Source organism: Shinella sp. GW821-FHT11G07 (assembly GCF_058808115.1).
In genome coordinates, this window is sequence record NZ_JBXARJ010000001.1 from 349,319 (window position 1) to 368,718 (window position 19,400).

20 protein-coding genes are annotated in these 19,400 nt (G+C 61.5%); 8 read left to right on the forward strand and 12 right to left on the reverse strand.

All coding sequences use genetic code 11. The features are described 5' to 3' along the window. Positions 1 to 28: 28 nt before the first annotated feature. The 5 genes from AC1RT2_RS01565 to AC1RT2_RS01585 are packed head-to-tail and all read right to left on the reverse strand — an operon-like array spanning position 29 to position 4,876. Positions 29 to 763 (reverse strand): SDR family NAD(P)-dependent oxidoreductase, encoded by a 735-nt coding sequence (locus tag AC1RT2_RS01565; RefSeq protein ID WP_493098828.1) that lies wholly within the window; start codon positions 761 to 763, stop codon positions 29 to 31. 23 nt (positions 764 to 786) lie between these two features. Beyond that, positions 787 to 1,602 carry a pyrroline-5-carboxylate reductase gene (gene proC, locus AC1RT2_RS01570; protein WP_493098830.1) on the reverse strand — a complete coding sequence of 272 codons (816 nt, stop codon included), beginning with the start codon at positions 1,600 to 1,602 and terminating at the stop codon, positions 787 to 789. Between the two features lie 11 nt (positions 1,603 to 1,613). Next, on the reverse strand, positions 1,614 to 2,912 hold the full coding sequence (locus tag AC1RT2_RS01575; protein WP_493098832.1) for an acetoin dehydrogenase dihydrolipoyllysine-residue acetyltransferase subunit: 1,299 nt from the start codon (positions 2,910 to 2,912) through the stop codon (positions 1,614 to 1,616). A 15-nt stretch (positions 2,913 to 2,927) separates the two neighbouring features. After that, a complete protein-coding gene (locus tag AC1RT2_RS01580) occupies positions 2,928 to 3,905 on the reverse strand; it encodes an alpha-ketoacid dehydrogenase subunit beta (protein WP_493098834.1) in 978 nt (325 codons plus the stop codon). Beyond that, positions 3,905 to 4,876: a thiamine pyrophosphate-dependent dehydrogenase E1 component subunit alpha gene (locus AC1RT2_RS01585; protein WP_493098836.1), complete on the reverse strand. Its 972-nt coding sequence runs from the start codon at positions 4,874 to 4,876 to the stop codon at positions 3,905 to 3,907. Before AC1RT2_RS01585 ends, AC1RT2_RS01580 begins: the two co-directional genes overlap by 1 nt. A gap of 261 nt (positions 4,877 to 5,137) precedes the next feature. Between AC1RT2_RS01585 and AC1RT2_RS01590 the strand changes: the two genes are divergently transcribed. The 7 genes from AC1RT2_RS01590 (at position 5,138) to AC1RT2_RS01620 (ending at position 11,638) form a co-directional block, all read left to right on the forward strand. Then, positions 5,138 to 6,178 carry a transporter substrate-binding domain-containing protein gene (locus AC1RT2_RS01590; protein WP_493098838.1) on the forward strand — a complete coding sequence of 347 codons (1,041 nt, stop codon included), beginning with the start codon at positions 5,138 to 5,140 and terminating at the stop codon, positions 6,176 to 6,178. Between the two features lie 69 nt (positions 6,179 to 6,247). After that, positions 6,248 to 7,408 (forward strand): ABC transporter permease subunit, encoded by a 1,161-nt coding sequence (locus tag AC1RT2_RS01595; RefSeq protein WP_493098840.1) that lies wholly within the window; start codon positions 6,248 to 6,250, stop codon positions 7,406 to 7,408. Between the two features lie 10 nt (positions 7,409 to 7,418). Further along, positions 7,419 to 8,531 (forward strand): amino acid ABC transporter permease, encoded by a 1,113-nt coding sequence (locus AC1RT2_RS01600; protein ID WP_493098842.1) that lies wholly within the window; start codon positions 7,419 to 7,421, stop codon positions 8,529 to 8,531. Positions 8,532 to 8,543: 12 nt separating this feature from the next. Beyond that, the gene (locus tag AC1RT2_RS01605) at positions 8,544 to 9,284 is read left to right on the forward strand and encodes an amino acid ABC transporter ATP-binding protein (RefSeq protein ID WP_493098844.1); all 741 of its coding nucleotides are present in this window, start codon (positions 8,544 to 8,546) and stop codon (positions 9,282 to 9,284) included. 113 nt (positions 9,285 to 9,397) lie between these two features. Beyond that, on the forward strand, positions 9,398 to 10,132 hold the full coding sequence (locus tag AC1RT2_RS01610; protein ID WP_069062750.1) for a GntR family transcriptional regulator: 735 nt from the start codon (positions 9,398 to 9,400) through the stop codon (positions 10,130 to 10,132). Positions 10,133 to 10,353: 221 nt separating this feature from the next. After that, positions 10,354 to 11,067: an SDR family oxidoreductase gene (locus tag AC1RT2_RS01615; protein ID WP_493098848.1), complete on the forward strand. Its 714-nt coding sequence runs from the start codon at positions 10,354 to 10,356 to the stop codon at positions 11,065 to 11,067. Beyond that, the gene (locus tag AC1RT2_RS01620) at positions 11,036 to 11,638 is read left to right on the forward strand and encodes a hypothetical protein (protein ID WP_493098850.1); all 603 of its coding nucleotides are present in this window, start codon (positions 11,036 to 11,038) and stop codon (positions 11,636 to 11,638) included. The genes AC1RT2_RS01615 and AC1RT2_RS01620 overlap by 32 nt, the downstream gene beginning before the upstream one ends. A gap of 21 nt (positions 11,639 to 11,659) precedes the next feature. On the opposite strand, the gene AC1RT2_RS01625 is transcribed toward AC1RT2_RS01620, so the two are convergent. The 7 genes from AC1RT2_RS01625 to AC1RT2_RS01655 form a co-directional block, all read right to left on the reverse strand. Continuing rightward, complete coding sequence (locus tag AC1RT2_RS01625) at positions 11,660 to 12,949, reverse strand: NAD(P)/FAD-dependent oxidoreductase (protein ID WP_493098852.1); 1,290 nt, start codon at positions 12,947 to 12,949, stop codon at positions 11,660 to 11,662. Next, positions 12,942 to 13,691 carry an ABC transporter ATP-binding protein gene (locus AC1RT2_RS01630; RefSeq protein WP_493098854.1) on the reverse strand — a complete coding sequence of 250 codons (750 nt, stop codon included), beginning with the start codon at positions 13,689 to 13,691 and terminating at the stop codon, positions 12,942 to 12,944. The genes AC1RT2_RS01625 and AC1RT2_RS01630 overlap by 8 nt, the downstream gene beginning before the upstream one ends. Beyond that, on the reverse strand, positions 13,615 to 14,445 hold the full coding sequence (locus AC1RT2_RS01635; protein ID WP_493098856.1) for an ABC transporter ATP-binding protein: 831 nt from the start codon (positions 14,443 to 14,445) through the stop codon (positions 13,615 to 13,617). Before AC1RT2_RS01635 ends, AC1RT2_RS01630 begins: the two co-directional genes overlap by 77 nt. Continuing rightward, positions 14,442 to 15,437 carry a branched-chain amino acid ABC transporter permease gene (locus tag AC1RT2_RS01640; protein ID WP_493098858.1) on the reverse strand — a complete coding sequence of 332 codons (996 nt, stop codon included), beginning with the start codon at positions 15,435 to 15,437 and terminating at the stop codon, positions 14,442 to 14,444. The genes AC1RT2_RS01635 and AC1RT2_RS01640 overlap by 4 nt, the downstream gene beginning before the upstream one ends. Continuing rightward, positions 15,437 to 16,387 (reverse strand): branched-chain amino acid ABC transporter permease, encoded by a 951-nt coding sequence (locus AC1RT2_RS01645; RefSeq protein ID WP_493098860.1) that lies wholly within the window; start codon positions 16,385 to 16,387, stop codon positions 15,437 to 15,439. The genes AC1RT2_RS01640 and AC1RT2_RS01645 overlap by 1 nt, the downstream gene beginning before the upstream one ends. 119 nt (positions 16,388 to 16,506) lie before the next feature. Beyond that, a complete protein-coding gene (locus AC1RT2_RS01650; protein ID WP_493098862.1) occupies positions 16,507 to 17,616 on the reverse strand; it encodes a branched-chain amino acid ABC transporter substrate-binding protein in 1,110 nt (369 codons plus the stop codon). A 132-nt stretch (positions 17,617 to 17,748) separates the two neighbouring features. After that, positions 17,749 to 18,519: a GntR family transcriptional regulator gene (locus tag AC1RT2_RS01655; RefSeq protein ID WP_493098864.1), complete on the reverse strand. Its 771-nt coding sequence runs from the start codon at positions 18,517 to 18,519 to the stop codon at positions 17,749 to 17,751. Between the two features lie 112 nt (positions 18,520 to 18,631). On the opposite strand from AC1RT2_RS01655, the gene AC1RT2_RS01660 reads away from it, so the two are divergent. Next, the gene (locus AC1RT2_RS01660; RefSeq protein ID WP_493098866.1) at positions 18,632 to 19,390 is read left to right on the forward strand and encodes an NAD(P)-binding domain-containing protein; all 759 of its coding nucleotides are present in this window, start codon (positions 18,632 to 18,634) and stop codon (positions 19,388 to 19,390) included. The last annotated feature ends 10 nt before the right edge of the window (positions 19,391 to 19,400 follow it).

Consider the following 19,400-nt stretch of genomic DNA (forward strand, 5'->3'; position numbering starts at 1 on the left):
CGGAAAAAGGGATGGTTTGAGAAACACGTCACCAGGTGAAGCCGTTGGCGATCCAGCCGCCATCCACCGGCAGCACGGCGCCGTGAACCATCGCGGCCCCCGGCGAGGACAGGAACGCCGCGGCGGCGGCAATTTCTTCCGGCTCGGCGATACGGCCAAGCGGCGTGCGGTTGCGCACGCCCGTCATGTTGTAGAGGCCGTTGTCGATGAGGTTCTGCACCATCGGCGTGCGTACTCCTGTGGGGGCCAGGGCATTGACGCGAATGCCGAGCGGTCCCCACTCTGTCGCGAGCGACTGCATCATGTTGTGAACCGCACCCTTCGAGGCGCAATAGGCGGTGCGCTTCGGCGCACCGACGGAGCCGTAGACGGAGCCGATGAAGACGATGCTGCCACCGCCATTCTGGCTCATATGGCGCGCGGCGCTCTGGGCCGGCAGGAAGCTGCCAAGTACGTTCACGTTCATCATGCGCATGAATGCCTCGGGCGCCACATCGAGCGCAGGCTCGACCGTCACGATGCCGGCTGCGGTGACGAGGGTGTCGAGCCCGCCAAAAGTCTCGATTGCCAGGGTGACCGCAGCGTCAACCCCCGCCTTGTTGGTGACATCGCCTTCGATGGCCAGAACATCCGGACCGAGCTTTTCCTTGGCTTCGGCCACACCGGCACGATCGAAAATGCAGACCTTGTCGCCCCTGGCAATGAAGTGTTCCGCCGTTGCAAAGCCGATGCCCTGCGCGCCGCCTGTTATGAGGCTGATCATGTCTATGTCCTTCCAGATTTATGTCAGTTCGGTTTGCCGAGTGCGATGCTGCGGTCGCGGGCGGCGCGCGTGGCCTCGGCCACGAGCCGCCCGGTGCGATCGTCGTTCATGAAGACGTCCAATGCGGCGGCGGTCGTGCCGCCGGGGCTCGTGACCTGCCGGCGCAGGGTCGCGGGATTGACATCCGCCTCCATGGCAAGCCGGCCGGCACCGCGGACGGTCTGTTTTGCAAGCAGGGCAGCGGTTGCTGCGGGAAGGCCGAGCGCCACGCCGGCCTCCGTCAAGGCTTCGATGAAGTGGAAGACATAGGCTGGACCGGAGCCGGAAATCGCCGTGACGGCGTCCATCTGCGCTTCGTCATCGATCCAGGCCACCACGCCCGAAGTGGCAAGCAGTGTGGAAACAAGGTGCTGAGCACCGTCCGAGACACCGTCACGCGCATAGAGAACCAGCATGCCGTCGCCAATCGCGGCCGGCGTGTTGGGCATGCAGCGTATGATTGCCGCCCCGGCAGGAAGGACGTCGGCCATAGAAGCAGTCGTGACGCCTGCCGCAACTGAAACAAAGGTCGCGCCGCGTTCGGCGAGGCCGCCGCATCGTTGCAGAACCGGCTGGACAAGGTTCGGCTTGACGGCGACGAATACGAGAACGGGCGCAAGGCCCTCCGGCAGATCGGCAATGTCGGAAACAGTATTGGCACCGGCCTTGGCTGCACGTTCGCGAAGCTCGTCCGTAGGCTCCACAACATGAACAATGAGTGAGGGATCCTCCCTCAACCATCCGCGCAGCATGGCAAAGCCCATGTTCCCGCAACCGATAAGAAGAAGCGTGTGCGACATGACGTTTCCTCTCAGACGCTCTTGATCAGCGCAGTGACGATGCCGAGGGTAAGGTCCGGCGCTTCCAGTTGCGGAACGTGCCCGACATCGGCGAGCAGATGCAGTCCGACATGGCCGGGCGCCCGCAAGGCGTCTCTCCAATCGAGCACCCTGTCCTTGCGGCCCCAGACGATCCGCGCCGGGCATTCCAGTCGTTGCAGGGCGGCGGCGAGGTCGAAACCTTGCGTGCCGTCGGCAAACAGCGTTTCGCCCATATGGGTCTGCGCTGCGCGCAGACCGGCGTCCGTGCGCGCCGCAAAGGCAGCGTTGACGAAGGCCGGGTCAACGAGGCGTGGATCGTGAACCATCACCTTCAGCCAGCTCTCGAGGCTTTCCGGCCGGGAAGCTCGAGCGATCCCGCCGATGAAGTCGCCGTTGATCTTTGGCCCCAACCCGCCGGGGGCAAGGAGTGCCAGCGAGGCTATTTTGCGGGGGCGTGTATCCGCCAGTGCAAGCGCAAGCGCACCGCCGAGCGAGTGCCCGATCACATGCACGCCATCGAGATCGAGAGAGTCGAAAGCCTCGCGCACTTCACGCACTAGATTGGCAAAGGTGCCAACCTGACGTTTCGGCGAAGCGCCGTGATTGGGCAGGTCGAGCCGATAAACGGGGTGGATCTTGGCAAGATGCCGGTCGAGTGGATACCAGGACAGGGAGTCGCTAGCAAAACCATGAATAAGGAAAATCGGCGCGCCACTGGTAGTGCCGCTGCGGTGAATCTTGAGTGGGCCACTCTCGTCGGCGGCGAGGCTGACGGGCGAGATTGTAGTAACAACTGGCAAAGTGCGGGATGCAGCAGCAATATCGCGCAGCTTGATGCGGCCCGACGCGCTGCTTGATCTGACCGTCCGCAGGTCGACGCCCGCTTCCCGGGCAGCCAGGCGCGCAGCAGGGCTTGCCACGATCCGTGACCCGGCGGACACGATCTGCGTCATCTCTGCGATAGACGCGACCTGGACAGCCGGCAATGCGGGCGGATTGCCGGCATCGGCAGCCTGTGTTTCATCACCGTCATAGCTCACATCCGACAGGTTCTTGCCGATCAGGCATAGAACCGCGGCCGCCGGCACTTCGCTCTCCGCTTCGGCGAAGATGGCGCTGACGACGCCATCGCAAGGCGCCTCTACGTCGACCGCGGCTTTTGCCGTCTCGATGGTAAGCAGAACGTCGCCTTCGGCAACGGTGTCACCCTTTGCCACGCGCCATTCGACGATCACCAACGTTTCCATATATTCGCCGGCGATGGCGCCTGCTGTTATCGGCGTTGCCATATTTCTCTCCCGGCCCTAAGCGAGCGCCTTTTTTGCCGCGGCGGCGATCTTCGCTGCATTTGGCAGCACGGCCATTTCCAACGGCTCGGAATAGGGGATCGCCATGTCAGGCATCGCCACACGCACGACCGGCGCATCCAGATCGTCGAAGCAATACTCCATGATCGTCGCGGATAGCTCGGACGCGTAACCACAGAACGTCCAGCCCTCATTGACGACGACGGCGTGGTTGGTCTTGGCGATGGACTGGCGGATGGCGTCGAGATCGAGCGGGCGAAGCGTGCGAAGATCGATCACCTCCGCCTCGATGCCGTCCTTGGCCAGCAGCTTAGCGGCATTCTCCGCTTCGATGACCATTTTCGACGAGGCGAAAATCGAGACGTGCTTACCCTCGACGACGGTCCGCGCCTTGCCGATCGGCACCAGCACATCATCATCGTCGGGAACCTCGCCGCGCGTGTTGTAGAGCAACTTATGCTCCAGAAAGACCACGGGCTGGCGATCGCGGATTGCCGACTTCAGGAGACCTTTCGCGTCCGCGGGTGTTGCTGGCGCCACGACCTTGATGCCGGGAATATGGCAGACCATCGCGTCCAGGCTCTTGGCATGCTGGGCGCCCGTGCCAACGCCGCCGCCGCCCTGGGTGCGAAGCACGAAGGGAATATCCACCTGGCCTTCCCAGAGATAGGTGAAGACCGAGGCCTGGTTGACCAGCGCATCAAGCGACAGCGGCAGGAAGTCGGCATACATGATTTCGAGAACGGGGCGCGTGCCGGACATTGCCGCGGTGACAGCCATGGCCGTCATCGCCTGTTCCGAGATCGGCGTGTCACGCACCCGGGAATCGCCGAATTCATCACGCAAGCCCTTGGAAACCTTGAAGACGCCGCCATAGCGGCCGATGTCCTCGCCGAACAGGAACACGCTCGGATCGCGCTGCATTTCCTCCCTGAGGGCGGCGTTCAACGCTTCTGCATAACGCATCAAGGTCATTACTTGGACTCCGAGTAGGCGGCCGAGGGGGCATGAATTTCGAAGGTGGGAAACGGGTCGGCAAGCGCGACCTCGAAGGCGCTCGCGACCTCCGCACGGGCTGCGGCCTCGATCGCCGACACCGTTTCGGCACCCACCAGGGCTGCGAGTTTTTCAGCCGAAAGCTTGATCGGGTCGCGCTCAAGCCAGGGCGCCATTTCCTCTTCAGACTGATAGCCGCCCATGTCGGAGGTGGAGAAGCCCTTGACCCGATAGGTTTTCGCCTCGATCAGGCTCGGCCCCTCGCCACGGCGTGCGCGCTCGGCGGCGGCGGCCACGGAACGGTAGACCGCCTCGGCATCGTTGCCATCGACGATTTCACCGGGCATCGCATAACCGGCAGCGCGAATGCTGAGATCGGCCACCGGCGACTGCACGTCCTGGCGCACGGTGAGACCATACTGATTGTTTTCGAGAACAAAGATCACCGGCAGCTTCCAGAGCCCCGCCATGTTCATGGCCTCGTGGCAGATACCCGTCTGGGCAGCGCCATCGCCGAAGACCACCATCGCAACGCGGTCCTGCTTGAGGATCTGGATGGAGAGCGCCATGCCTGTCGCAGCCGGAATGCCGGCGCCAACGATGGCGTTGCCGCCCAGCATGCCGGTCGTTACGTCGCCGAGCAGCATGTGACCGCCCCGGCCCTTGCAGTAGCCGGTCTCGCGGCCGAAGATTTCGGCAACGATGCCGCGTGCCGTTAGTCCCTTGCCGACATAGACATGGTGTCCGCGGTGAGAGGTGCAGACATAGTCGTCGGAACGCAGCGCAGCGCAGGCTGCAACACCGACCGCTTCCTGGCCATCGCAACGATGGATAGGCCCGCGCGTCTTGCCTTCCTTCGCGTAGGCGCCAAGCACCTCCTCCAATTCGCGCGTCACCACCATCTTGTGGTGGATTTCCTTCAGCTCGTCCGTGGATGGCGCGTTTCTCATCGTAATCCTCGTCTTCAGATTTGTTATAACACGTACCATATTCGAAAATGGGCGCAATTCGTTTTTTGCCGCCTGTGGAGAAAATCCGCGGCATAAAGCGAAAAAATCCAACTAAATTATGTAAAAACAGCGCCTTATGAAATAACCTGCGCCAAGTGCCGATCCATCTGGACAAAAGCGAAAGCCGTCATATTATATAACAAATAACTTTTGATGCACGGATCGTCCGGTCATCGCCAATCAGCACAAAAAGGGGAATTCATGTCTATCAAGCTGACACTTGCGGCCGCGCTCGCGGGTACCGTTCTTCTTTCCATCACCCCGGCCCACGCCGAGTACGGTGAAACGCTCAAGAAGGTGAAGGAGCGCGGCGCGCTTTCCTGCACCGGGCACAACGGCTCCTACATGGGCCTCGCGGAAGTCGACGACAAAGGCAACTGGAAAGGCTTCGACATCGACCTCTGCCGCGCCGTAGCATCCGCCGTCTTCGGCGCCTGGGAAAATCACCTCGACATCAAGCCCACGAGCTGGGCGCAGCGCTGGCCATCGCTCCAGTCCGGCGAACTGGATCTCGTCATCAAGTCCTCCGGCTGGACATTCAGCCGCGACACCGAAATCCGCGCGCAGTTCGCGCAGCCCTACATGATGGCCGCTATCCACTACATGGTGCGCAAGGAACTGAACATCACCTCTGCCAAGGATCTGGATGGCGGTACGCTTTGCCTGCCAACCGGCACGACAATGGAGCGCTACGCCGTCGAGCATGAGGCCGAAAACGGCTACAAGCTTGAAGTCGTGCCCTTCGAAAAGACGGAAGAAGCCAATGCTGCCTTCCTCTCGGGCCGTTGCGACGCCATGATGGAATGGGACCTACAGCTCGGCGTCCTGCGCGCCACCGAGGCAAAGAATGCGGACGACTTCGTGATCCTTCCCGACGTCCTGTCTGCCGAGCCGGTGGGCATCGTCATGCGCCAGGGTGATGACAACTGGGTCGATATCGCCAACTGGGTGCAGACGGCATTGCTTCTGGCCGAACAGTCCGGCGTGACCAGCGCGAATGTCGACGAGATGAAGGCCAAGCCCCCGACGCCTGCGGTCGGCAAGCTTCTGGGCGCGACGCCCGGCATGGGCACGCCGCTCGGCCTGACGGACGACTGGGCCTACAACGTCATCAAGACCGTCGGCAACTATTCGGAAATCTGGGACCGCAACATCGGCAAGGATTCGCCCTACAAGGTCGAGCGTGGCGTCAATGCGCTCCTTAAGAATGGCGGCATCCTCTATCCGCTCGTTCTCGACTGATCCTCCTCCCAAGACGACCGCCGGTGCTTGACGCACCGGCGGTCACGATCAGAGCGGAGAGGTGTTCCGATGCAGATATTGAGAAACAGAAAAACGCGCAACGTGATCTATCAGGTCGCTTTTCTTGTCGTTCTCGTCCTTGCCATCACCGGCGCCGTGCATGAGGCGACGACCAAGATGGCCGCACAAGGCATGACCGGCGGCTTCGAATTCCTGTACAAGTCGACCGGCTTCCGGATCGGCTTTTCGCTGATCCCGTTCGACCCCTTTAGCTCCTATGCGCGCATGATCTGGGTCGGCATCGTCAACACAATCTTCCTTGGCCTGCTCAGCATCGTGCTTGCCAACATCGTCGGCCTGGTGATCGCGATTTTCCGGATTTCATCGAACGGCGTCCTCAACGACATCGGAACGCTTTACATCGAAGCCTTCCGCAACGTACCGCTCATCCTCCAGGCCCTGTTCTGGTATGCCGCGCTCACGCATTTTCCGCCGCCCAAGCAGGCGTATGCGCTGTTCGATTCCGTGTTTCTCTCTGCCCGTGGCGTGTTCATCCCGAGCCTGAACGTGGAAGGGAAATGGTTTGCGGCCGTGGCACTGGTGCTGTTTGCCGGCCTTGCCTGCCTCGCCTGGTTTTCGATGGCCCGCCGCTTCCGACGCATTCGAAGCCGGGGAAAGGTTCAAGGCGTCATTGCCGCCACCACGCTGGCAGCCATGGCAGCCATCCTCGTCTATGCGCGCGAACCGGGCTCCGCACTGATCTCCGTCCCCTCGCTGCAAGGCCTTAATTTCCGCGGCGGCATCACCGTCCCGCCGGAAATGGCGGCTCTTGCCATCGCCACGGCCATCTATGGCGGCGCCTATATCGCCGAGGTCATCCGCGCCGGCTTCATCTCGGTCGGCAAGGGGCAGGTCGAGGCGGCGCGTGCCCTCGGCCTTTCGCCGTGGCATGTCTTTTCGCGCGTGCACCTTCCGCTCGCCATCCGCGCCGTTCTCCCCACGCTGATCAACCAATATGTCTGGTTGTTCAAAGCGACTACGCTCGGCATCGTCGTCGGTTTTGCGGACTTCTTCTCGGTCATTTCCGTTTCTATCAACCAGAGCGGCCAGACGCTGGAGCTGATCGCAATCCTGATGGCCGGCTTCCTCGTCATGAACAACACGCTCTCCTTCGTGCTCAATCGCGTCAACAAGGCGATTGCCCTCAAGGGCACGCAGCTGAGAACCTGAAGAGAGCCCCATGGCAACCGTTTCCGCGACATCCACCACGTCTCCGCTGAACGCCTTCGGCTTTCGCCCCGCAGGCTTGCAGGAAAAGATCCGCCGGCGTTATTTTCGGACCCCTTTCAATGCCCTCATTTCGGTGTCGGGGATCATCTTCCTCGCCTATTTCGCCTTTTTGGCCGTCGATTGGGCCATTCTGAACGCCGTTTGGATCTCGCCTGACGGTACCTCGGCCGTCTGTCGCGGCATTGAAGGCGCCTGCTGGGCGGTGATCCATCAGCGCTGGCGCATCATCATCTTCGGCCTGTTCCCCTATGACGAACAGTGGCGCTCGATGCTCGCCTGCATTGCCATGGTGGTCACGATCGTCTTGTCCTGCGTGCCATGGTTCTGGAAACCGCTGCGGCTGGCGAGCCTCTGGTGCACCGGCTTTCTGGTCTTCTACATCCTCATGCGCGGCGGAATTTTCGGAATGCCGGTCGTCATGCCGGCCGACTGGGGCGGCCTGACACTGACAGTCTTTCTCTATGCCGCGGGCGTGCTGATCGGCATGCCGATGGCGATCGCGCTGGCACTCTTGCGGCGTTCGGAGCTGCCCGTCGTTTCAAGGACCACGGGCGCATTCATCGACGGCGTGCGCTCCCTGCCCCTCATCACCATCCTCTTTACCGCAGCACTGATCCTCCCCTTCGTGTTGCCCGGTTGGCTGCAGGGCGACAAGATCTGGCGTGTCATCATCGGCTTTGCGCTTTTCTTCGCCGCGTATCAGGCCGAGATCATTCGCAGCGGCATCCAGTCCGTTCCCGTCGGGCAGGAAGAGGCTGCGAAAGCGCTGGGGCTCGGCTATTGGCAGCGCACCGGTCGCATCATCCTGCCGCAGGCCTTCCGCAATGCCCTGCCGCCGACGATCAACCAGCTCGTGATCACCTTCAAGGAGACCTCGCTGATCGTGATCATCGGCTTCTTCGATATTCTTGCCTCCGGCCATGCGGCCTACGGCACGGGCGAATGGTCCTTCGCCTACTTCGAGGTCTATATTTTCGTCGGTCTCGTCTACTTCCTGTTCGTTTTCAGCCTCTCCCGCTATGGCGCCTATCTTGAACGGCGCATGCGTTTCGGCCAGCATTGAAAGAGACCCGTGATGAGCGAAGCCGCAGTCCATATTTCCCGCATGAACAAGTTCTATGGCCGCTTCCAGGTCCTGCGGGATATCAACCTGGAGGTTCGCACGGGCGAGCGGATCGTCATCTGCGGCCCATCGGGCTCGGGCAAGTCCACCCTGATCCGCTGCATCAACCGGTTGGAAGACCATCAGGATGGCCTGATCAACGTTCTCGGCACCGAGCTGAATGACGATATCGCCAAGATCGATCATATCCGCCGGGACGTCGGCATGGTGTTCCAGCATTTCAATCTGTTTCCGCACCTGACCGTGCTGGAGAACTGCACGCTCGCCCCTACCCTCGCCCGCAAGGTACCGATCGAGGAAGCCGAGGCGATTGCCATGACCTATCTGGAGCGCGTTCGCATCCCCGAGCAGGCTGAGAAATTCCCCGGCCAGCTCTCCGGCGGCCAGCAGCAGCGCGTCGCCATTGCACGCGCGCTGTGCATGAAGCCGAAGATCCTCCTCTTTGACGAACCCACCTCCGCCCTCGATCCGGAAATGATCAAGGAGGTGCTGGACGTCATGGTGGAGTTGGCCAATGACGGCATGACGATGGTATGCGTGACCCATGAAATGGGGTTTGCCCGCCAGGTCGCTGACCGTGTCATCTTCATGGACAAGGGCGAGATCGTTGAAGAAGGCCCTCCGGCGGACCTGTTCGACAATCCGAAGAGTGAGCGAACCCGCATGTTCCTGAGCCAGGTCCTCAGTCACTGAGACGGGGAGAGAGTTGTGCCGCTTGTCGCGCTCTTGTATGCAATGACAAGTAACAGAAATGCGATGAGCGGGACTGCCGCGTGGTCGGCAGGTTCACACAGTTTGGCGGCAGAATGAGCAAGAAGAAGCCTTTGGACGTTTCGCTGGCTGGCGTGGATCTGGCGCCGATCGGTCGTAGCGAGACCCTCGGTCAGCAAGTTCGCACCCAGCTTGGAAGCGCCATCATGGCTGGCCGTTTCAAGCCCGGCCAGAAATTGACGATCCGTGCGGTCGCAACCGCGCTCGACGTCAGCCTGACGCCTGCCCGAGAAGCCCTTTACAACCTCGCCGCCGAGGGCATTCTCGAAATGCGGCCGAACGGCTCCGTCTATGTGCCGACGCTCACGACGGAGCGAATCGTCGAACTGACAAAGATCCGCACCGCACTCGAGGCCTTGGCCGCGCGCGAGGCGGCCATGCGTATCACCGACGAGGGCATCGCCAACATCACGCGCATCAACGAGATGATGGTGGAGGCGAACGAGCGGAAAGACTACGCCCAGGTCATGGAATTGAACTGGGAATTCCACTTCGCGATCTACCGTGCCAGCGGCATGAGCGAGCTGGTGCGAATGATCGAGAAGCGCTGGATGATGAACAGTTCCTACCTGAACGTCATCTATCCCAGCTTCGGCCAGATGGACCAGGGCATAAACAATCACCACACGATGGTCCGCGCCCTTCATTCGCGCGATCCAGAACGTCTCGCGAGCGCCGTCGTCATCGACATCAATTTCGCAGCCGATACGCTGCTGGATATGATTACGGCGCAGCAGGGAGCAGAGCGCCGCCAAAAGGCTGGCCGGTAAGACCGAAGCACAGGATGCCCAAGCCCCGGGGCAGCGCGGTACGTCCTGCACGCGCCGTATTGTGGGCGTTGTTTCGCTTTTTTGCCATCTTCAGTCGCGAACCCGCGGCACACCTTTTCATCATAAGTCGGCGATTTCCTGCATCTTTTCCTTGACGCGCAAGAGTGCGTCACGCAAAATGTTACAACAAATAACATGGCGCCCTCTGGTGGAGAAAACGGATGGCTGGAACAGCAATCGTGACGGGGGCAACAGGCGGCATCGGCCAGGCCGTGACGCGACAGCTAACGGAAAAGGGCTTTCAGGTTCTTGCCCTTGGGACGCGCCGGGATGCCCTTGAACAACTCTCCGACGCATGTGGCTGCACGGGTATTGCGGTCGATATCTCCGATGCCGAGGCAGTCGACGCCGCACTGGTGGGCGTGACGGCGGACGTTCTGATCCACGGCGCCGGCCTTCTCGGACCAAACCTGCCGATCCATCGGACACCGGCAGAGACGATCGCGCAACTGATCGCCGTCAATGTCACCGGCATGTTCAACATCTTGCGCGCCGTCGTTCCCGGGATGGTCGAGCGCCAGCGCGGCTCGATCGTGCTGCTGGGCTCGATTTGCGGCAATGTAGCGGGCGCGGGACCCGGCGCCTACAGCGCCACCAAGGCCGCCATGCAGTCGGTTGCGGCCAATCTGCGCTTCGATCTTCAAGACACGCCTATCCGGGTCGGCGAAATCCGCCTTGGCCGTGTGCGAACCGGCATTCACGGCCAGCTCGAGATGGATACTGATTTTTACAATGGCTACGAATGCATCCTCCCGGACGATGTCGCCCAGACGATCCTCCACATGCTCGCCACCCCGCCGGCGACCGATATTTCCACCGTCGAGATGATGCCGACCCGACAGGTTGTCGGCGGAACGCGTTTCTCGAAGGGCTGATCCCCACACCCGAAATCCAACAAAAGGCATTCCCATGTGCAACGGCACTGTCCACCACGGCTCGATCAACTACAAAACCATTGCGCTTGAAGAGTGCTTGCCGCTTGCCAACCGTCTTCAAAACGAGGGGAAGGTGTGGCATTCGCACGTTCTGTCGCCAGGCTGCCGTTTCAACCCTTTCGAGGGCCGCTATGCCGCCGTGGTGGAAGACGATTCAACGCAGACTGCCTACATCGCCCCCTCGGACGGCTTTCCGGAAGTGGACAAGCAACTTGTGAAGATGCTGCATGGCGACGACATCCTGGATGCAGGCCATCCGGCAAGTGCCGAAGGCGCATTGCTCGATGGTTCGCCGCTGCTGCGCCGTCTCGTCGACATCGATGATGCGGGCAAGTCCTGGCACCATCACATGAATTTCCCGGATTGCGCGCTCAACCCGCATCGTGGCCGTTGGGCGATCACGATTGAAAGTGGCGAGGACCAGTTTTCCGAAAGCTACGACGAAGAACCGCGCGATATCCTGCGCGCGATCGAGGTTCGCTACTTCCGCAATCTGGATGGCAAGCGATAACGCCCCCGCGACGCTTCGAGGTCAGGCACGCCTGTCCTTGAAGCGGTTCCACGGATGAATGCGGTTGGCGACCTGCACGGCGAGCGGATGAAAGGCAATCGGCTTCATAGTCGTCACGGGCAGCGGCATGTCCGCATCGGTCAGGCAGCCGGCAGCCCAACGGCCGATCTCCTGTCCCAGAGCCATGGAAAGCGCCACGCCCCGGCCGGAATAGAGGCCGCCGAAGACCAGGCCCGGTGCCAGCCGATAGAGTTGCGGCTTCAGATCCGGAACCACCGCGAAGGTACCATGCCAGTATTCGGGAATGTGCGGCTCGCCGCCAAAGGCCTTGAAGGTGCTGGCGAGCATCTTCGCCACCTTGGCCCGCCCGCGGGCCGCCTCGTCATGCCAGAATGTATGCGTCGCACCGCTGACCAGGCGCCCGTCGCGGTCATAGTGGAAGTAGCGAAGGTCGTTGCGCATGTCGGAGACGGCGGGATTGCCGACGAGAATCTGTGCCCTCAGGTCCTCGGCGAGCGGCTCAGTTGCGGCTTGAAAGACCTTCATCGGAATGAGCGTGCGCTTCAAGCTCAGCCATAGGTCATCCGTCAATGCATTTGTGGCCAGCACAACCTCGCGCGCGGTCACGCTGCCGCTGCCGGCATAGACTTTCCAGCCTGCCGCCCCCCGCTCCAGACGGAGTGCCCGAGTGTTTTCGAAGAGCTTCACGCCCTCGCGCTCGACCGCACCAGCAAGCCCGACCGTCATCGAGAAGGGATTGATGTGCCCGGAATTGTGCACCATCCAGCCACCAAGATACGGGCTACCCACCCTCTCCGTCACCTCGTCCCGGTCTAGCCAGGAGACGCGCGCCCCGAAGGCTCGCCATTCATCATGGAACTGACGCGCACGGGCGAGCGTCGCCTTCGTGTGCGCCGGCTGGATCCAGCCCTCCTGGGCTTGATGGGCATCGATGCCGAAGCGCTGCATCAGCCCGAAGGCGACATCGGCTGCGCCTGCGACAAGAGCGTTGAACCGCGCGCCATGCACCTTCCCAAAACTCGCTTCGAGTTCGGAGGGCGAGGCCTTGGAATGATGCGAAATGACGAGGCCGTTGTTGCGGCCCGACGCAGCCGAGCCAATCTCGTTGCCCTCGAGAAGGACGACGCTCGCCCCGCTGTCGCGCGCACCCAGCGCCGCGGCGAGACCGGTAAAACCGCCGCCGACCACAAGCACGTCAGTCTCGATATCATCAGCGAGTGCGGGAGAAGCATTTCGGGTCGCTGTCGTCTTCCGCCATAGATGCGGGTTCTTCCAGTCGACATCAAACACGGACGGTGTCCTCGTTGGCCCCGCCGAGATAGAGCTCGCCCAGAGCCGAGTGCTCCGCCATCTCCTGCGCGGGTCCATGGAGCTTCACCTGCCCCATGTTGAACAGATAGCCATAGTCGCCGCATTCCAGCGCAAGCTGGACATTCTGCTCCACGAGCAGGATCGACATGCCGGTTTTCGACAGGTCGAGGATGATATGGAAAATCTGGTGGACGATCTTCGGAGCAAGGCCGAGAGAGGGTTCGTCCAGCATGAGAAGCGTCGGTTCCGCCATCAGCGCACGACCGATCGCCAGCATCTGCTGCTGGCCGCCGGACATGCGGCTCGCCATGCCGTTGCGACGCTCCTTGAGAACGGGAAAGAGATCAAACACCTCTGCCCGCAACGTCTCGAAACTCTTGCCGGCACGGCCGATATGGGCGGCGACGAGGTTTTCCTCGACCGTCAGGCGCTGGAAGATCTGCCGCCCCTCCGGGCAGTGGGTAAGCCCCATGCGCACCACCTGCTCCGGTCGCGCGCCGGTAATATCGCGGCCTTCGAAGTGAATGGTGCCGGCCGTGGGACGAGCCACGCCCGAGATGGAGTTGAGCAGCGTCGTCTTGCCCGCACCATTGGGACCGAGGATAACGACGATCTCACGCGGGTCGACCTCGAGATCGACGCTTTCAAGAACGCCGACGCGCCCGTATCCCGAGCTGAGCCCGGCGATCCTGAGCAGCGGCTCTGATGTCATCGATGTCATTGTCGGTCCCCAGATAGGCAAGTTGAACGTCGCTGCTCGCCTGAACTTCGGCGGGCGTACCTTGGAAGAGAAGTTTGCCGTGATGCATCACGACAATCCTGTCGCAGAGCGTCATCACCAGATCCATGTCATGTTCGACGACGAGCATGATGCGATCAGGCGAACGCAGTTCGGCGAGCTTGGCCGTCAGATCGGCCGTTTCGTGGTGGTTGAGCCCCGCGGCAGGCTCGTCGAGCAGAAGAACGCGCGGGTTCATGGCCAGGGCTCGGGCGATCTCCAACATGCGTTGGCGGCCATAGGGAAGGCTGCCGGCTTCCATGTCGGCATATCCCTGAAGATCGAAGAAGCGCAGGATTTCCATACAGGATTGGCGACGCGATCCCGCGCGGGCACGTCCATAGGGCGGCCAGAGCACCTCTTTCCACGTGTCGCGCACCTGCGCCGGGTAGAAGCAGACTTCCAGATTTTCCAGCACGGTCATCTGATCGAACAGGCGGATGTTCTGGTAGGTGCGCGCGATGCCGGAATTGGCGATCTGGTATTTCTTCATCCCGTCCAGGCGCCGCCCGTCGAGGGAGATGGAGCCCGCTGAGACCGTGTAGGAGCCGGCAGTCATATTGATAAGCGTCGATTTGCCGGCACCGTTCGGGCCGATGACGCCGTGAATGAGACCAGGCTCGAATTCGGTCGAGACGTCGTTGATGGCGACATTGGCGCCGTACTGCTTTCGCAGGTTGCTGAAGACGAGTGTCATTTTCTGAAAAGCCCCCGAATGAGTTTTTCCGGGCCGAAGCTGCGCGGCACGATGCCGGCCGGGCGCACAATGATCAGAACGACCATCAGGATACCCAGGAAGAGGATGCGCCATTCGGCAAATTCCCTGAGCATTTCCGGCAACAGGATGAGAATGGCCGCACCCGCGACGATGCCCAGAATGTTGCCGATCCCTCCGATGACGATCATCAGGACGATCAGCACGGATTCCTGCAGCGTAAAGCTTTCCGGACTGACGAAACGCTGCGAGGCGGCAAAGATCGTCCCGGCAATGGCGCCGATGGTGGCGGAGGTCGCGAAGGCCGCGAGCTTGGCATTGGTCGTGTTGATGCCGATGCCGCGCGCAGCATCCTGGTCCTCGCGGATCGCCGCCCAGGCTTTGCCGAGGATGGAGCGCTCAAGCCGCCAGACGAGGATCCCTGTCAGGACGACGGTGACCAACAGCAGCCAGTAGATTTCCACCGGCCGCGCGACCTCCGCGCCGAGAATGGACGCCTTGTCGAGGCGTGCAATACCCTTCGGGCCGCCGGTCAGCCAATCGACATTGTTGATGACGATGCGGATGATCTCGCCGAAACCGAGGGTCACGATGGCGAGATAATCGCCTCTCAGCTTCAGGACCGGTATGCCGAGCAGGATGCCGGTGATCATGCCCATGAGGGCCGCGATGCCGACGATCAGGAGGAACGGCAGGTGCAGATCGAGCTGCGGGCTGGCCAGCAATGCATAGGTGTAGGCTCCCACCGCATAGAACGCCACGAAACCCAGATCGAGAAGGCCGGTATAGCCGATGACGATGTTGAGGCCGATCCCGAGCAGGATGTAGATCAGCAGGCTATTGACGACGCGGATGTGGTAGTTTGACAGAAACGGCGTCGCGACGACCAGGGCTGCAATGGCGGCAAGCACGAGAAGTGCGACGAGACGGCCTGCCTTTGGTTTGGCGGGGGAAGAGGCGTCGATGGCAGACATCAGAACTCCCTCTTATAGACCATGCTTTCCTCGGACACCGGCTCGCCAAGAATACCGGCGGGTCTCACGAGCAGCACGAGGATGAGAATGACGAAGGACAGCACGTCGCGATACTCCGTGCCGAGCATGCCGTTGGTGAGGATCGGCAGCAGCGCCGTGCCTCCCACTTCGACGAAAGCCAGAATATAGGCGCCCAGCATGGCGCCGGGAATGGAGCCTATCCCGCCGAGGATCGCTGCGGTGAAGGCCTTGAGGCCGATGACGGCCCCCATGGTCGGCGACATGATGCCGTAATAGCTGGCATAGAGAATGCCACCGGCAGCGCCAAGCAGCGGGCCGGAGAAGAAGACCGCCGAAATCGCCAGATTGACGTTGATGCCGAGAAGCTGCGCTGTAGGGCGGCTTTCCGAGACGGCGCGCACGATGATGCCCATGCGGCTGCGATTGACCAGCATATAGAGTGCGAACATCAGAACGAAGGCCGCAACGAGAATGCCGATCTGCACGGATGTCACGGTGCCACCGAAAAAATCGTAGCGCGTGGCCGGGAAGAAACTGGGGAAGGCGACGGGCTGCGGTCCCGCCAGAATCTGGAGGCCGGTGACAAGGGTCAGCGATACGCCGAGCGAGGACAGCATTGGCGCCAGGCGGGTGGAATTGCGCAGCGGCTTGTAGGCCAGCCGCTCGATGCCGACGCCAAAGAAGCCAACGGCGACGACGGCGCCGAAAAAGGCAAGGGTGAAGGCGAATGCACCGGCCGCGCCGATCTCACCGACAAACAGGCTGAGGGCCAGAAATGCGGCGTAAGCGCCGAGCATGAACATCTCGCCATGGGCGAAATTGATCATGCGCAGGACGCCGTAGACCATCGTATAGCCCAACGCGATCAGAGCGTAGATCGACCCGATCGTCAGGGCGTTGACAGTCTGTTGAATAAGGGTTCCCAGCATGGAGGTCCGCCCGGAAAGTCCGCGGCCGAAGGACCGCGGATATCAAGAAGAAATGCGCGGCGGCGGAAAAGGCCACCGCGCGGCGGACGGACGGGCCGGCCGAGGCCGGCCCTGCCCGCTTACCTGGATCCGATCAGAACGAAGTTCTTGCCTTCCACCTTGTAAAGGTAGGACGGCGCGACCTTCAACTCGCCCACATCGTCGAACTCCAGGGCGCCAACGGCGGTCTCGACCTTTACAGCGTGCAGTGCCTCGTTCATCTCCTCGCGGGAGAGCCCCTTGGTCGTCTTCAGCACGGCCTCGAGGATCTGCCCCTGGACATAACCGTAGATCGAATAGGGCCCGGCTTCTTCGCCGAACTTCTCCTTGTAAAGCTTGGCGAATTCGGCAATCGCCGGTGACGCATCCATCGGGGGAACCTGGATTGCGACCAGCGTGCCCTGCACGTTGCCCTCACCCGCCTGGCCGATGAAGTCCGGCGTGTAGCCGCCGTCCGGAACCATGAGGGTCGCCGTCACGCCCTGCTCATGCATCTGCTTGGCAAAGAGAGCGAGCTGCGGCATGACCGCGCCGACATAGATGACATCCGGCGCCTTGGCCTTGATCTGGGCGAGAACCGAAGAGAAGTCCACATCCGTCGGCGCAATGGCAAGCGTGTCGAGCAACCGCCCACCGCCCGCCGTGAAATTCTTGCCGAAGATTTCGGAAATGCCCTGGCCGAACACCTGCTTGTCGTTGACGACGATCGCCGTCTTCGCACCGAGTTTCTGGAGCGCATATTCAGCCGGCAGCAGAGCGCCGGCGAGGTCGTTGGCGACGGGGCGCACCATGTATTTGTAGTCTTGCTGCGTCAGGTCCGGGTTCGAGCCGAAGGTCATGGTCGGCAAGGTGCAATCTTCGAAGATCGGCAGCGTCGACTGCGCCACACCGGAATTGAAGTTCACAAGGCCGATCACGACACTATCGTCGTCGCAGAATTTCTGGGCAACCAGCGTGCCCTCGCGTGGGTCGGCCTTGTCGTCCTGCTGGTTGTAGGCAACGGTCACGCCGTTGACGCCGCCAGCCGCATTCAACTTGTCCCAGTAGAGCTTGAAGCCATTGTGCCAGGTGTTGCCGAAGTAGGCCTGCGGCCCGGACAGCGGCCCGGCAATGCCGATCGAAATCTCCTCGGCGAGGCTCGGCGTCGCGAGAAGCGAAACGCCGAGGCAAAGTGATGCGACAAATTTCATAACAGTTCCCCTGTCTTTGACACGATCCGTTTGTTGGCAGGCCGTTCCGGTCTCTTGCCACTGCTTGCATGGAAGCAGACATTCACAGTCGCGTCAAGAAAGTGTCGACACTATTGCGTTCAATTATCGCATTTAGGCCTCTTTGTTGGAGCGGCGACGCGGCCGGGCTGCCGCTTCGGCCGATGTGTAGACCTTGAGCAGCGCGTTCTTCAGCGCCTCCTGCGTTGCCGAAACGGTCATTTCGATGTGGTCGCGCAGCAGCGCCGTACCCCGCTCCGCGTCGCGCCGGATGGCGGCAGCGACGATATCCGAGTGGGAAACGATCTGTTTCCTGTCATGCGTGTGCTCGATCTGGATGCGCCGGATGAAGCGGATGCGTGCATTGATCGCGGCAAGCTGGTTGGCAAGTTCAGGATTGCCTGAGAGTTCCGCAATCAGCAGGTGAAACGTCTCGTCCTTGACCAGGATTTCGTCCGGCGGATTTTGTTCATAACCATCGACGACGCTGGCCCAATAGGCCGTCAGTCGGGCAATCTGCGCATCCTCGGCCCGCTCGCACATCAACCGGAAGGCGGCACATTCGATAATCGAGCGCAACTCGTACAGGTCGAGCAAGCCCTCCGTCGAAAGGCTGCGCACGAAAAAGCCGCGGTTGGGCGTGAGCGACACGAACCCCTCGGAGGCAAGCCGGTTCAATGCCTCTCGAATGGGCGTGCGCGATACGCCGAGACTGCGTGACAACTGAACTTCATTCAGGCGCTCATCCGGCTTCAGCTTGAACTCTATCAGCAGTTTCCGGATCGTGTTGTAGGCCCGTTCGCTGCTGTCTGCCGAGCGGCGCCCCTCCTGCTCAGCCTCAACGGGCACGTTTTCCAGCGTATCCGCCTCTATTCTTTCGGTCATGGCGCCTCCGGCGTCTTGCTGCATCGAACCAAAGTGTCTACAGTTTTGTGCAATATCTTGTTCCTAATTTTGCGTCGATGGCAAGCCGCCGTCATTAATTTGGAGGCGAATGATGATTGTCGGCATTATCGGCGTGGGCCACCTTGCAGCCGCAGTCCTGTCCGGCCTCCTGCGCGCGGGCGTTGATCCGGCATCCATACTGTTGTCTCCCCGCGGTCAAGCCCGGCAGCTGGCGCAGCGCTGGAACATTCCCCTTGCGCGTGACAACGAGGATCTCGTTACACGCGCGGACATTGTGCTGCTTTCCGTGCGCCCTGTCGATGCGCCCGATGCCGTTGCCGGTTTGCCGTGGCGTGCGGGCCAGACAATGCTTTCATTCTGCGCCGGCGTACCGCTTTCCAGCCTCAATGTCGGCCTTGCCCAAGCCGTGCGCGCGATGCCGCTGACTGCGGCGGCGATCAATGCCAGCCCGACGGCCTGCTTTCCCGCCAGTATTGCGGCCTTCGGTGTTCTTGAGAAACTCGGGCCGATCATTACGCTTCGTGACGAACGCGAGTTCGAAGTGGCATCCGTGAATGCGGCAATCTATGGCTGGGCACAGGATCTGATCCGGCAAGCGGCCGGATGGGCGACGCGCCAAGGCGGCGATGCCGACACCATGCGCCGGCTCGCGGCCCTGACCTTTGTCGCCGCAGGACGCTTGATCGCGGAAACCGATCGGCCGATGGATGCGCTGATCGGGGAACTGGTGACGCCAGGCGGCATCACCGAACTTGGCCTCGATGTTCTGGCCAGGAAGAGGCAGCCGCAAGCATGGCAAGCCGCCTGCGACGCCGTTCTTCATAGGCTATCGGAGCAAGCCTCCACTTAGGACGCGAGCG

What these genes read in the sequence shown, in the direction of transcription:
- AC1RT2_RS01565 (WP_493098828.1), bottom strand. Translation starts at nt 763, where the DNA reads ATGATCAGCCTCATAACAGGCGGCGCGCAGGGCATCGGCTTTGCAACG.
- proC (WP_493098830.1), bottom strand. Translation starts at nt 1,602, where the DNA reads ATGTCGCACACGCTTCTTCTTATCGGTTGCGGGAACATGGGCTTTGCC.
- AC1RT2_RS01575 (WP_493098832.1), bottom strand. Translation starts at nt 2,912, where the DNA reads ATGGCAACGCCGATAACAGCAGGCGCCATCGCCGGCGAATATATGGAA.
- AC1RT2_RS01580 (WP_493098834.1), bottom strand. Translation starts at nt 3,905, where the DNA reads ATGACCTTGATGCGTTATGCAGAAGCGTTGAACGCCGCCCTCAGGGAG.
- AC1RT2_RS01585 (WP_493098836.1), bottom strand. Translation starts at nt 4,876, where the DNA reads ATGAGAAACGCGCCATCCACGGACGAGCTGAAGGAAATCCACCACAAG.
- AC1RT2_RS01590 (WP_493098838.1), top strand. Translation starts at nt 5,138, where the DNA reads ATGTCTATCAAGCTGACACTTGCGGCCGCGCTCGCGGGTACCGTTCTT.
- AC1RT2_RS01595 (WP_493098840.1), top strand. Translation starts at nt 6,248, where the DNA reads ATGCAGATATTGAGAAACAGAAAAACGCGCAACGTGATCTATCAGGTC.
- AC1RT2_RS01600 (WP_493098842.1), top strand. Translation starts at nt 7,419, where the DNA reads ATGGCAACCGTTTCCGCGACATCCACCACGTCTCCGCTGAACGCCTTC.
- AC1RT2_RS01605 (WP_493098844.1), top strand. Translation starts at nt 8,544, where the DNA reads ATGAGCGAAGCCGCAGTCCATATTTCCCGCATGAACAAGTTCTATGGC.
- AC1RT2_RS01610 (WP_069062750.1), top strand. Translation starts at nt 9,398, where the DNA reads ATGAGCAAGAAGAAGCCTTTGGACGTTTCGCTGGCTGGCGTGGATCTG.
- AC1RT2_RS01615 (WP_493098848.1), top strand. Translation starts at nt 10,354, where the DNA reads ATGGCTGGAACAGCAATCGTGACGGGGGCAACAGGCGGCATCGGCCAG.
- AC1RT2_RS01630 (WP_493098854.1), bottom strand. Translation starts at nt 13,691, where the DNA reads ATGACATCGATGACATCAGAGCCGCTGCTCAGGATCGCCGGGCTCAGC.
- AC1RT2_RS01635 (WP_493098856.1), bottom strand. Translation starts at nt 14,445, where the DNA reads ATGACACTCGTCTTCAGCAACCTGCGAAAGCAGTACGGCGCCAATGTC.
- AC1RT2_RS01640 (WP_493098858.1), bottom strand. Translation starts at nt 15,437, where the DNA reads ATGTCTGCCATCGACGCCTCTTCCCCCGCCAAACCAAAGGCAGGCCGT.
- AC1RT2_RS01645 (WP_493098860.1), bottom strand. Translation starts at nt 16,387, where the DNA reads ATGCTGGGAACCCTTATTCAACAGACTGTCAACGCCCTGACGATCGGG.
- AC1RT2_RS01650 (WP_493098862.1), bottom strand. Translation starts at nt 17,616, where the DNA reads ATGAAATTTGTCGCATCACTTTGCCTCGGCGTTTCGCTTCTCGCGACG.
- AC1RT2_RS01655 (WP_493098864.1), bottom strand. Translation starts at nt 18,519, where the DNA reads ATGACCGAAAGAATAGAGGCGGATACGCTGGAAAACGTGCCCGTTGAG.
- AC1RT2_RS01660 (WP_493098866.1), top strand. Translation starts at nt 18,632, where the DNA reads ATGATTGTCGGCATTATCGGCGTGGGCCACCTTGCAGCCGCAGTCCTG.